This is a genomic window from Pseudomonas sp. NPDC089554 (assembly GCF_050280645.1).
Lineage (GTDB): Bacteria > Pseudomonadota > Gammaproteobacteria > Pseudomonadales > Pseudomonadaceae > Aquipseudomonas.
In genome coordinates, this window is sequence record NZ_JBNNVR010000130.1 from 1 (window position 1) to 10,575 (window position 10,575).

General features: G+C 63.9%; 11 protein-coding genes and 1 pseudogene. 8 read left to right on the forward strand and 4 right to left on the reverse strand.

The features are described 5' to 3' along the window. Nucleotides 1-63: 63 nt before the first annotated feature. Nucleotides 64-924, reverse strand: a complete 861-nt coding sequence (locus tag ACQKPE_RS24490) for a glycine betaine ABC transporter substrate-binding protein (protein ID WP_427669252.1) — start codon at nucleotides 922-924, stop codon at nucleotides 64-66. A gap of 195 nt (nucleotides 925-1,119) precedes the next feature. Here ACQKPE_RS24490 and ACQKPE_RS24495 point away from each other — a divergent pair, with 195 nt between their 5' ends. Continuing rightward, nucleotides 1,120-2,679: a beta (1-6) glucans synthase gene (locus ACQKPE_RS24495; RefSeq protein ID WP_427669253.1), complete on the forward strand. Its 1,560-nt coding sequence runs from the start codon at nucleotides 1,120-1,122 to the stop codon at nucleotides 2,677-2,679. Between the two features lie 53 nt (nucleotides 2,680-2,732). Here ACQKPE_RS24495 and ACQKPE_RS24500 read toward each other — a convergent pair whose 3' ends face one another. Continuing rightward, nucleotides 2,733-3,095, reverse strand: a complete 363-nt coding sequence (locus ACQKPE_RS24500; RefSeq protein ID WP_427669254.1) for a hypothetical protein — start codon at nucleotides 3,093-3,095, stop codon at nucleotides 2,733-2,735. Nucleotides 3,096-3,328: 233 nt separating this feature from the next. Between ACQKPE_RS24500 and ACQKPE_RS24505 the strand changes: the two genes are divergently transcribed. Together ACQKPE_RS24505 and ACQKPE_RS24510 are read left to right on the forward strand one after the other, a co-directional pair. Further along, on the forward strand, nucleotides 3,329-4,627 hold the full coding sequence (locus ACQKPE_RS24505) for a serine/threonine protein kinase (protein WP_427669255.1): 1,299 nt from the start codon (nucleotides 3,329-3,331) through the stop codon (nucleotides 4,625-4,627). Then, entirely contained in the window at nucleotides 4,620-5,441 is an 822-nt protein-coding gene (locus ACQKPE_RS24510) for an MlaA family lipoprotein (protein ID WP_427669256.1), read from the forward strand. The genes ACQKPE_RS24505 and ACQKPE_RS24510 overlap by 8 nt, the downstream gene beginning before the upstream one ends. Nucleotides 5,442-5,481: 40 nt before the next feature. Here ACQKPE_RS24510 and ACQKPE_RS24515 read toward each other — a convergent pair whose 3' ends face one another. Together ACQKPE_RS24515 and ACQKPE_RS24520 are read right to left on the reverse strand one after the other, a co-directional pair. Further along, nucleotides 5,482-6,636, reverse strand: coding sequence for a patatin-like phospholipase family protein (locus ACQKPE_RS24515; protein WP_427669257.1), 1,155 nt, complete (start codon nucleotides 6,634-6,636; stop codon nucleotides 5,482-5,484). Between the two features lie 45 nt (nucleotides 6,637-6,681). Then, complete coding sequence (locus ACQKPE_RS24520) at nucleotides 6,682-7,617, reverse strand: lipid A biosynthesis lauroyl acyltransferase (protein ID WP_427669258.1); 936 nt, start codon at nucleotides 7,615-7,617, stop codon at nucleotides 6,682-6,684. Between the two features lie 111 nt (nucleotides 7,618-7,728). On the opposite strand from ACQKPE_RS24520, the gene minC reads away from it, so the two are divergent. The 5 genes and pseudogenes from minC to ACQKPE_RS24545 form a co-directional block, all read left to right on the forward strand. Beyond that, nucleotides 7,729-8,490, forward strand: coding sequence for a septum site-determining protein MinC (gene minC, locus ACQKPE_RS24525; RefSeq protein ID WP_427669259.1), 762 nt, complete (start codon nucleotides 7,729-7,731; stop codon nucleotides 8,488-8,490). A 94-nt stretch (nucleotides 8,491-8,584) separates the two neighbouring features. Next, nucleotides 8,585-9,397, forward strand: coding sequence for a septum site-determining protein MinD (gene minD / locus ACQKPE_RS24530; protein ID WP_427669260.1), 813 nt, complete (start codon nucleotides 8,585-8,587; stop codon nucleotides 9,395-9,397). A gap of 3 nt (nucleotides 9,398-9,400) precedes the next feature. Beyond that, entirely contained in the window at nucleotides 9,401-9,655 is a 255-nt protein-coding gene (gene minE / locus ACQKPE_RS24535; RefSeq protein ID WP_427669261.1) for a cell division topological specificity factor MinE, read from the forward strand. A 141-nt stretch (nucleotides 9,656-9,796) separates the two neighbouring features. After that, entirely contained in the window at nucleotides 9,797-10,432 is a 636-nt protein-coding gene (locus ACQKPE_RS24540; RefSeq protein WP_402951666.1) for an RluA family pseudouridine synthase, read from the forward strand. 62 nt (nucleotides 10,433-10,494) lie between these two features. Further along, nucleotides 10,495-10,575, forward strand: a pseudogene (locus ACQKPE_RS24545) (hypothetical protein); the annotation flags it as partial.

The window sequence follows — 10,575 nt, forward strand, 5'->3', positions numbered from 1 at the left end:
AGGGACAGTGATGAACCCTGTAGGAGCGGGCTTGCCCGCGAACCAGGCGCACTGGCCGGTAGATTACTTCCCAGTCCACTCCTTGACCCGCTCAGGGTTCTTGGCCACCCAGTCCTTGGCCGCCGCTTCCGGCTTGGCACCGTCCTGAATCGCCAGCATCACTGCGCCGATCTCATCCTTGGACTGCCAGCTGAACTTCTTCAGGAACTCGGCCACTTCCGGCGCCTTGGTCGCCAGGTCCTTGCTGCCGATGCTGTTGACGGTTTCCGCTGCGCCATACACGCCCTTGGGGTCTTCGAGGAACTTGAGTTTCCACTTGGCGAACATCCAGTGCGGCACCCAACCGGTCACGGCAATGGATTGCTGCTTGGCGTAGGCACGTCCGAGCTCTGCGGTCATCGCCGCACCGGAGCTGGCTTGCAGCTTGTAGCCGGTGAGCTCGTAGTCCTTGATCGCCTGGTCGGTCTTGAGCATCACCCCGGAGCCTGCGTCGATGCCGACGATCTTCTGCTTGAAGCTTTCATCGGTCTTGAGGTCGGCGATGCTGCTGGCCTTCACGTACTCCGGCACGATCAGGCCGATCTTGGCGTCCTTGAAGTTCGGGCCGTAGTCGACCACGTTGTCCTTGTTCTTGGTCCAGTATTCGCCGTGGGTGACCGGCAGCCAGGCCGAGAGCATGGCGTCGAGTTTGCCGGTGGCCACGCCCTGCCACATGATGCCGGTGGCGACGGCTTGCAGCTTCACGTCGTAACCGAGTTTTTCCTTGATAACTACCGCGGCCACGTTGGTGGTCGCCACGCTGTCGGCCCAACCGTCCACGTAACCGATGCTTACCTCTTTGGCCATTGCTTGCGCAGTGCTCATGGCCAATACCAGGGCAGTACCCACCCCCAGGAAACGTCGCATTCTTGTAATCGTAGCCATCAAAGCATCCCCTCGTCAGGTCTTGGAGATTGCATCATCGACTCGCAACAAAAGCCGACCTGATCCGTCAGCGACCTCTACCGAACGATAAGCGACAGCACTTGGCCATTAGCGCCATCGCGCCCCATCGGCCTGCGCGATACTTGCATGCCAAAGCGTTGACGTCAGGCTAGTATCTAACGCTTTGCGCCTGACATGGACCGCCTGATGCCCAGCAACACCCGCCTGCACCTGCCGCTCTACCTCGCCGCCTGCCTGCTCGCCCTGCTCGGCCTCGGCGCGCTCTGGTACGGCCTGGGCAAGCCGGTGCAGCTGGCCGATGCCGCCAGCCCCACACACAAATTGCAGTGCGCCTCCTATACCCCGTTCGACAAGGACCAGTCGCCGTTCGACCAACCGTTCACGCTGCGCCCGGCGCGCATGGATGCCGACCTCGCCTTGCTGGCTGCACGCTTCGAGTGCATTCGCACCTATTCGATGACCGGTCTTGAAGCCATTCCCGCGCTGGCACGCAAGCATGGCCTGAAAGTGATGCTCGGCGCCTGGGTCAACGCCAACCTGCAGGACACCGACCGGGAGGTCGCGGCGCTGATCGCATCGGCCAATGCCAACCCCGACGTGGTGACGGCCGTTATCGTCGGCAACGAGGCCCTGCTGCGCAAGGAAGTGACCGGCGAGCGCCTGGCCGAGCTGATCATTCGGGTCAAGCAACAGGTAAACGTACCGGTAACCTACGCCGATGTCTGGGACTTCTGGTTGCAGCACCCACAGGTAGCGCCTGTGGTGGATTTCCTGACCATCCACCTGCTGCCCTACTGGGAAGACGACCCACGCGGTATCGACGATGCCCTGGCCCATGTGGCCGAGGTGCGCCAGGTGTTCGGCAACCGCTTCGCGCCCAAGGAAGTGATGATCGGCGAGACCGGCTGGCCCAGCGAAGGGCGCCAGCGCGAGACTGCCGAACCGAGCCGGGTCAACGAAGCGCGGTTCATTCGCGGTTTCGTCGCCATGGCCGAAGCCAACGGCTGGCGCTACAACCTGATCGAAGCCTTCGACCAGCCCTGGAAACGCACCAGCGAAGGCGCCGTGGGCGGCTACTGGGGGCTGTACGATGCCGACCGCCAGGACAAGGGCGTACTCGAAGGGCCTGTGAGCAACCTGCCGCTGTGGCGGCAATGGTGGCTGGCCAGTGGGCTGCTGGCATTGGCCGCACTGGCCTTGGCCGGTCGCCCGGCCAGCATGCGCGCGGCGCTGCTTTTGCCCTTGCTGGCAGCGCTGGGTGCAGGTTGCCTGGGCTTGTGGGGCGAGCTGATGCGCACCAATGCGCGCTTTGCCGGGGAATGGTTGTGGGCAGGGTTGCTGACCGGGCTCAACCTGCTGGTGCTGGCCCATGCCGCACTGGCCTTGGCGAGCCGCGGGGGCTGGCGTGAACGGCTGTTCGCCTGGCTGCAGGCGCGGGCCGGTTGGTGGCTGCTGGCGGCAGGGTTCGCGGCGGCCGTGAGCATGCTGGCCATGGTGTTCGACCCGCGTTACCGCAGCTTCCCCAGTGTGGCCTTGCTGCTGCCAGCGCTGGTGTACCTGGTGCAGCCGGTGAAGGCGCCGCGGGCGGAGGTGGCCTTGCTGGCATTCATCGTCGGCGTAGGCATCGCGCCGCAGCTGTACCAGGAAGGGGTGTACAACCACCAGGCCTGGGTGTGGGCGCTGGTCAGCGGGCTGATGGTCGCGGCGTTGTGGCGCAGCCTGCGCAAGGCTTGAAACCTCACTACCCGCGAAGCAGTCCCCGCGTTGCCTGACACGGGCAACACGCGTCAACCACGCCTGCGGACCAACCGCAGCGCCGCCAGCACAACCGCAAACACCGCAATGCTCGCGGTGTACAGCACCAGCGCCGGCACCCCCAACAGCAACGCCAGCACCGCCAACCACCAGCCGCCACGCCCCGGCACCAGTTGGCACAACAGCGCTACGACCAACGCCGCCCAGGCAATCACCTGGAAGTGAATGCCCAGCCCCAGCAACGAGCGCACCTGGCACTGCCACAGCGACGTCGGCGCGCTGCACAGGCCCACCCACTGCCCATCTTCCATCAGCCCGTAGCGCACCCCGTAGCTCGCCGCCAGCCACAAGGCCAGCATCGCCAGCAAGGCCACGGCAGGAAAAGAACGGCTCATGCACGGCCTCCGAAAAGTTGCAATTGACCGGCAGCATAATCGTCCAAGCTTGCGGCGCAAGGCAAAATCACCCGGCTCGGCTATGTTCGTGTGAACGACCATTGCCGCACCGCTGACCTTCGCGGCAACATCCGCTGCCACAAAGGATGGCGCTCCAGGCAACTTTGCGCGAGCCGTCATGGTCCTAGCTCAACTTGATCCATTTGCCTTTGCCGTGCCTCTGGGGGACTCACATGCTTCGACCCTTGCGCCTTGCCGCCCTGCTCGGTGGCCTGTTGCTGGCTGCGACCGCCTCGGCGCGGGACATCGACGCCGCCACTTATGGCTACCCGTTGACCAACCCGTTCGAGGCGACCATCGCCACCACCCCGCCCGAACAGCGCCCTACCCTGCCCAGCGACGACGAGATCGACCAGGCCGACTACAGCCTCAGCCTGCGCCCGGAGCGCGAATTCACCCTGCCGGACAATTTCTGGCCGGTGAAGACGCTCAAGTACCGCCTTGCCCGCCAGGACCACGAAGCACCGCTGATCTTCATCATCGCCGGCACCGGTGCGCCCTATTCGAGCAGCATCGCCGAATACCTCAAGAAGCTCTTCTACCAGGCCGGCTACCACGTGGTGCAGCTGTCCTCGCCCACCAGCTGGGACTTCATGAGCGCCGCCTCGCGCTTCGCCACCCCCGGCATCAGCCGTGAGGATGCCGAAGACCTGTACCGGGTGATGCAGGGCGTGCGCGCCCAGCACCCGCGCCTGCCGGTCAGTGAGTTCCACCTCACCGGCTACAGCCTGGGGGCGCTGAACGCCGCGTTCGTCAGCCACCTGGACGAAACCCGGCGCAGCTTCAACTTCAAGCGCGTGCTGCTGCTCAACCCGCCGGTGAACCTCTACACCTCGATCAACAACCTCGACAAATTGGTGCAGACCCAGGTCAAGGGCATCGACCGCAGCACCACCTTCTACGAACTGATGCTGGAAAAGCTCACCCGCTACTTCCAGGACAAAGGCTACGTCGACCTCAACGAAGCCCTGCTATACGACTTCCAGAAGTCGCGCCAGCACCTGTCCAACGAGCAGATGGCCATGCTGATCGGCACCTCGTTCCGCTTCTCGGCCGCCGACATCGCCTTCACCTCCGACCTGATCAACCGACGCGGCCTGATCATTCCGCCGAAATACCCGATCACCGAGGGCAGCAGCCTCACACCCTTCTTCAAGCGGGCCTTGCAGTGCGACTTCGACTGCTACCTGACCGAACAGGTCATTCCCATGTGGCGAGCACGCACCGACGGCAATAGCCTGCTGCAACTGATCGACCAGGTCAGCCTCTATGCGCTGAAGGACTACCTGAGCACCAGCCAGAAAATCGCCGTGATGCACAATGCCGACGACGTGATCCTTGGCCCTGGCGACATTGGTTTCATGCGCAAGGTGTTTGGCGATCGCCTGACCCTGTACCCCCATGGCGGCCATTGCGGCAACCTCAACTACCGCGTCAACAGCGACGCCATGCTGGAGTTCTTCCGTGGCTGAAAAACTGATCCTTGCCCTGGGCCTGGCCCTGCTCACCAGTGGAAGTGCCCTGGCGGCGGAAGTCGCACCGCGCACCAGCGTGATCGAAGCCGATACCATCGATACCCCGACGGTGGAAAACGACGGTTTCGTCAACCCGCTGCGCGAACTGAAATTCAACCCCGGGCTCGACCAGCGCGAGTTCGAACGCTCGACCCTGGAAGCGCTGAACATCTACGACCCGCTGGAGTCGCTGAACCGGCGCATCTACCACTTCAACTACCGCTTCGACCAATGGGTATTCCTGCCGGTGGTCGACGGCTACCGCTACGTCACCCCAAGCTTCGTGCGCACTGGGGTAAGCAACTTCTTCAACAACCTGGGCGATGTGCCGAACCTGTTCAACAGCCTGTTGCAACTCAAGGGCGAGCGCTCGGCGCAGATCACCGCGCGGCTGATGTTCAACACCATCATCGGCGTGGGTGGCCTGTGGGACCCGGCGACCAAGATGGGCCTGCCGCCCCAGAGCGAAGACTTCGGCCAGACCCTGGGCTTCTATGGCGTGCCGGAAGGGCCGTACATCATGCTGCCGATCCTCGGCCCCTCGAACCTGCGCGATACCACGGGTTTGGTGGTGGACTACGTGGGGGAGAAGGAAGCCAACTTCCTCAATGTGGCCGAGGCCAGCAGCGACCACTTCGAAATCACCCTGCTGCGGGCGGTGGACAGGCGCTACAGCACCAACTTCCGTTATGGGCAGACCAACTCGCCGTTCGAGTACGAGAAAGTGCGGTACGTGTATACCCAGTCGCGCAAGTTGCAGATTGCCGAATGACCCTAACAGGGGCCGCTTTGCGGCCCATTCGCGGGTAAATTCAGCCCGGCAGCCCCAGGAACTGCTTCAGTTCCCGCTGCTTGGCCAAGGCATCGCGCCGCCCCAGCTCGATCAGCTCGCTGCAATAGCTGGCCTCGAACAGCAGATAACTCAGCACCCCCGCACCACTGGTCTTGGTCGCCCCCGGCCCACGCAGGAACAGGCGCAGCGCCGCAGGCAAATCGCGTCTGTGCCGCGCGGCGATCTCATCCAGCGGCTGGCTGGGCGCCACCACCAACACCTCGATCGGCGCCAGGCCCAGGCGCCGGGCGTCCAGGTGCGCCGGCATCAGGTGGCTGAGGTGGTTAAGGCGCTGCAACAGCTCGATATCGTCCTCGAGGCTGTCGATGAAGGTGCTGTTGAGCATGTGCCCGCCGATCTGCGCCAGGCTTGGCTGCTGGCCACTGAACACGCGCATGGTCGGCACCGGCGCTGCCGGGCGCTGCGGGTTGCCGCTCACACCCACCACCAGCACGCGGCTGGCGCCCAGGTGCAACGCCGGGCTGATCGGCGCCGACTGGCGTACCGCACCATCACCGAAGTACTCCTCGCCGAGGCGCACCGGCGCGAACAGCAGCGGGATCGCCGAGCTGGCGAGCAGATGATCGACGCCAAGCGCCGTCGGCACGCCGATGCGCCGGTGGCGCAACCAAGGCTCGATGGTGTCGCGGCCTTGGTAGAAGGTCACCGCCTGGCCAGACTCGTAGCCGAACGCGGTCACCGCAATGGCGCGCAGCTGCTCGGCCGCCAGGGCATGGGTGATGCCGTCCAGGTTCAGGTGCGCTTGCAGCAGCTGGCGCAGCGGGCTGCTATCGAGCAGCGCCACAGGGGCCCGACTACCGATACCCAACAGGCCGTGGCCGACGAAGCGGCTGGCCTGGCGGATGACCCCGGGCCAGTCACTACGCAATACCAGATGGCTACGCAACTGCTGCCAGAAGGCCGTGAGCCGCTGCACCGCCTCGCCAAAATGCAGCGCGCCGCTGGCCAAGGTCACGGCATTGATGGCGCCGGCCGAGGTGCCGACGATCACTGGAAAGGGGTTGGCGGCGCCCGGCGGCAGCAGCTCGGCAATGCCGGCCAGCACGCCGACCTGGTAGGCGGCGCGAGCGCCGCCGCCGGAGAGGATCAAACCTGTGGTGGGAGCTGGGGCCATCGGTTCCTTCCTGGATAATTATTGTTTTTTCAGAACCCGCCCAAATCAGCGCTTTTTCTTGTCGTACAGCCGAGGAGCCCCGTCAGGCCGCGACTTGAAGCGACGGTGCGCCCACAGGTACTGCTCGGGGCATTCGCGCAACACACCTTCGACCCACTGATTGATCCGCAGGCAATCGGCCTCTTCGCTTTCACCGGGGAAATCGGTCAACGGCGGGTGCACAACCAGACGATAACCGCTGCCGTCTTCCAAACGCTTCTGGGTGAAGGGAATCACCCGCGCCTTGCCCAGGCGGGCGAACTTGGTGGTAGCGGTGACCGTCGCAGCGGGAATGCCGAACAGCGGCACGAACAGGCTCTGCTTGGTGCCGTAGTCCTGATCCGGGGCGTACCAGATCGCCCGGCCATTACGCAGCAGCTTGAGCATGCCGCGCACATCCTCGCGCTCGACTGCCAGCGAATCGAGGTTGTGGCGCTCGCGGCCACGGCGCTGGATGAAGTCGAACACCGGGTTGCCATGCTCGCGGTACATGCCGTCGATGGTGTGCACCTGGCCGAGCAGCGCCGCGCCAATCTCCAGGGTGGTGAAATGCACGGCCATGAGGATCGCGCCCTGCCCTTGCTGCTGCGCAGCCTGCAAATGCTCGAGGCCTTCGATGTGCGCCAGGCGCACAAGCCTGGCCTTGGGCCACCACCAACTCATGGCCATTTCGAAGAAGGCGATGCCGGTGGAGGCGAAATTGGCCTTGAGCAGGCGCTGCCGTTCGTCGCCGGAAAGCTCGGGGAAGCACAGTTCCAGGTTGCGCGCAGCAATGCGCCGACGCTCGCCAGCCAGGTAATACATCACCGCGCCCAGGCCTTTGCCGAGCCCCAGCAGGGCACGGTATGGCAGTTGTACCACCAGCCACAGCAGCCCCAGGCCAAGCCACAGGCCCCAAAAGCGTGGGTGGAGGAAAAGGCGACGAAAACGCGGGCGTTCCATGGATGTATCCGCAAAGACAAAGGCCGGGCATTCTACATCGGTTCGCCTGCTGTTGCGGGTAACCGGCGTTATCGTTATAAGTCAGGGCACTTTTTTCGTTACAAGCCGTCTATGCAGACCATGAGCCTCAACCAGACACCCGACTCCGCCACCGTGTTCCAGCTCAAGGGCAGCATGCTTGCCATTACCGTGCTGGAACTGGCGCGCAACGACCTCGAAGCCCTCGACCGGCAACTGGCGGCGAAAGTGGCCCAGGCCCCCAATTTCTTCAGCAACACACCGCTGGTGCTGGCGCTCGACAAGCTGCCCGCCGAGGAAGGCGCCATCGACCTTCCCGGGCTGATGCGCATCTGCCGCCACCACGGCCTGCGCACCTTGGCCATCCGCGCCAGCCGCATCGAGGACATCGCCGCGGCGATCGCCATCGACCTGCCGGTGCTGCCGCCTTCCGGTGCCCGCGAACGCCCGCTCGACCCCGAGCCTGAGGTGAAGAAGCCCGAGCCTGCGCCCACCCCGCCACCGGCGGCGGTTGAGCCAGAAATCCGCCCGACCCGCATCATCACCTCGCCGATCCGCGGCGGACAGCAGATCTACGCCCAAGGCGGCGACCTGATCGTGACCGCCTCGGTCAGCCCCGGCGCGGAACTTCTCGCCGATGGCAACATCCATGTGTACGGCGCCATGCGTGGCCGGGCCCTGGCAGGCATCAAGGGCAATACGCGGGCACGTATCTTCTGCCAGCAGATGACCGCCGAACTGGTGTCCATCGCGGGTCAATACAAAGTTTGCGAAGACCTGCGCCGCGACCCGCTGTGGGGTGCGGCCGTGCAGGTCAGCCTGACCGGTGACGTGTTGAACATCACCCGTCTTTAACGGATACTTGCGGTCATTTTTAGAGCAACTTTTCCCTGTTGCCTTTTTGTATTTCGCTGGGACGCGCGTCCCGTTTATTTAGGGGTGAAACACCTTGTCCAAGATTCTCGTGGTTACCTCCGGCAAGGGGGGTGTAGGCAAGACCACCACCAGCGCCGCCATCGGCACCGGCCTCGCACTGCGCGGCTACAAGACCGTCATCGTCGACTTCGACGTAGGCCTGCGTAACCTCGACCTGATCATGGGCTGCGAACGCCGCGTGGTGTACGACTTCGTCAACGTGGTCAACGGCGAAGCCAACCTGCAGCAGGCCCTGATCAAGGACAAGCGCCTCGAGAACCTGTTCGTGCTGGCCGCCAGCCAAACCCGCGACAAGGACGCCCTGACCCAGGAAGGCGTCGAGAAAGTGCTGATGGAGCTCAAGGAGCAGTTCGACTACGTCATCTGCGACTCCCCGGCCGGTATCGAGAAGGGCGCACACCTGGCGATGTACTTCGCCGACGAGGCCATCGTGGTGACCAACCCGGAAGTGTCCTCGGTACGTGACTCCGACCGCATGCTGGGCATTCTGTCGAGCAAGTCGCGCCGCTCCGAGCAGAACGAAGAGCCGATCAAGGAACACCTGCTGATCACCCGCTACCACCCCGAGCGCGTCGAGCGCGGCGAAATGCTCAGCATCGCCGACGTCGAAGAAATTCTGGCGATCAAGCTCAAGGGTGTCATTCCCGAATCCCAGGCAGTACTCAAGGCTTCCAACCAGGGTGTCCCGGTCATCCTCGACGACCAGAGCGATGCTGGCCAGGCGTACAGCGACACGGTCGACCGCCTGCTGGGTAAAGAGATACCGCTGCGTTTCATCGACGTGCCGAAGCAAGGATTCTTCGCCCGCCTATTTGGAGGCAAATAAACCATGAACCTTTTTGACTTCTTTCGTGGCAGGCAGAAACAGACCAGTGCGTCGGTGGCGAAAGAGCGTCTACAGATCATCGTGGCGCACGAGCGCGGCCAGCGCAGCACCCCTGATTATCTCCCGGCGTTGCAGCAGGAGCTGCTCGAAGTGATCCGCAAGTACGTCAATATCGGCAACGATGACGTGCAGGTGGCACTGGAGAACCAGGGCAGTTGCTCGATCCTGGAACTGAACATCACCTTGCCGGATCGTTGATCCGGCCTTGAACATCGGGGCTGCGTTGCAGCCCATCGCGGGACAAGCCCGCTCCCACAGGATTGCAGTGAACCTGTGGGAGCGGGCTTGTCCCGCGATGGGCCGTAACGCGGCCCTTGTGTTTTACACAGAGACCTCGCAATGCCGCTGTCGAACATCCAGATCCTCCACGAAGACGCCGCCATCCTGGTGATCAACAAACCGACCCTGCTGCTGTCGGTGCCGGGCCGTGCCGAGGACAACAAGGACTGCCTGATCACCCGCCTGCAGGAAAACGGCTACCCCGATGCGCTGATCGTCCACCGCCTGGACTGGGAAACCTCGGGCATCATCCTGCTGGCCCGCGACGCCGACAGCCATCGCGAGCTTTCCCGCCAGTTCCACGACCGCGAGACCGAGAAGGCCTACACCGCACTGTGCTGGGGCCAGCCGGCGCTGGACAGCGGCAGCATCGACCTACCCTTGCGCTACGACCCACCGACCAAGCCGCGCCATGTGGTGGACCACGAGCAGGGCAAGCACGCCCTGACCTTCTGGCGCATCATCGAGCGCTGTGGCGATTATTGCCGGGTGGAGCTGACGCCGATCACCGGGCGCTCGCACCAGCTGCGCGTGCACATGCTGTCGATCGGCCACCCGCTCTTGGGCGACCGACTGTATGCCAACCCCGAGGCCCTGGCCGCCCACGAGCGGTTGTGCCTGCACGCGAGCATGCTGAGCTTTACCCACCCGGTTAGCGGCGAGCGCTTGAAATTCGAGTGCCCCGCACCGTTCTGAGTAATTGGCGTAGCCCTCATCGCGGGACAAGCCCGCTCTCACAAGGTTCTTCACCGCCCCTGCGAGCCATGAGCCTGGAGTCGAAAAGTGGTTTCGTGCGCGTGGTCGCGCGTCGTGACAACCACCTGATCCTCGGCTGGCAG

What these genes read in the sequence shown, in the direction of transcription:
- ACQKPE_RS24490 (WP_427669252.1), bottom strand. Translation starts at nt 924, where the DNA reads ATGGCTACGATTACAAGAATGCGACGTTTCCTGGGGGTGGGTACTGCC.
- ACQKPE_RS24495 (WP_427669253.1), top strand. Translation starts at nt 1,120, where the DNA reads ATGGACCGCCTGATGCCCAGCAACACCCGCCTGCACCTGCCGCTCTAC.
- ACQKPE_RS24500 (WP_427669254.1), bottom strand. Translation starts at nt 3,095, where the DNA reads ATGAGCCGTTCTTTTCCTGCCGTGGCCTTGCTGGCGATGCTGGCCTTG.
- ACQKPE_RS24505 (WP_427669255.1), top strand. Translation starts at nt 3,329, where the DNA reads ATGCTTCGACCCTTGCGCCTTGCCGCCCTGCTCGGTGGCCTGTTGCTG.
- ACQKPE_RS24515 (WP_427669257.1), bottom strand. Translation starts at nt 6,636, where the DNA reads ATGGCCCCAGCTCCCACCACAGGTTTGATCCTCTCCGGCGGCGGCGCT.
- ACQKPE_RS24520 (WP_427669258.1), bottom strand. Translation starts at nt 7,617, where the DNA reads ATGGAACGCCCGCGTTTTCGTCGCCTTTTCCTCCACCCACGCTTTTGG.
- minC (WP_427669259.1), top strand. Translation starts at nt 7,729, where the DNA reads ATGCAGACCATGAGCCTCAACCAGACACCCGACTCCGCCACCGTGTTC.
- minE (WP_427669261.1), top strand. Translation starts at nt 9,401, where the DNA reads ATGAACCTTTTTGACTTCTTTCGTGGCAGGCAGAAACAGACCAGTGCG.
- ACQKPE_RS24540 (WP_402951666.1), top strand. Translation starts at nt 9,797, where the DNA reads ATGCCGCTGTCGAACATCCAGATCCTCCACGAAGACGCCGCCATCCTG.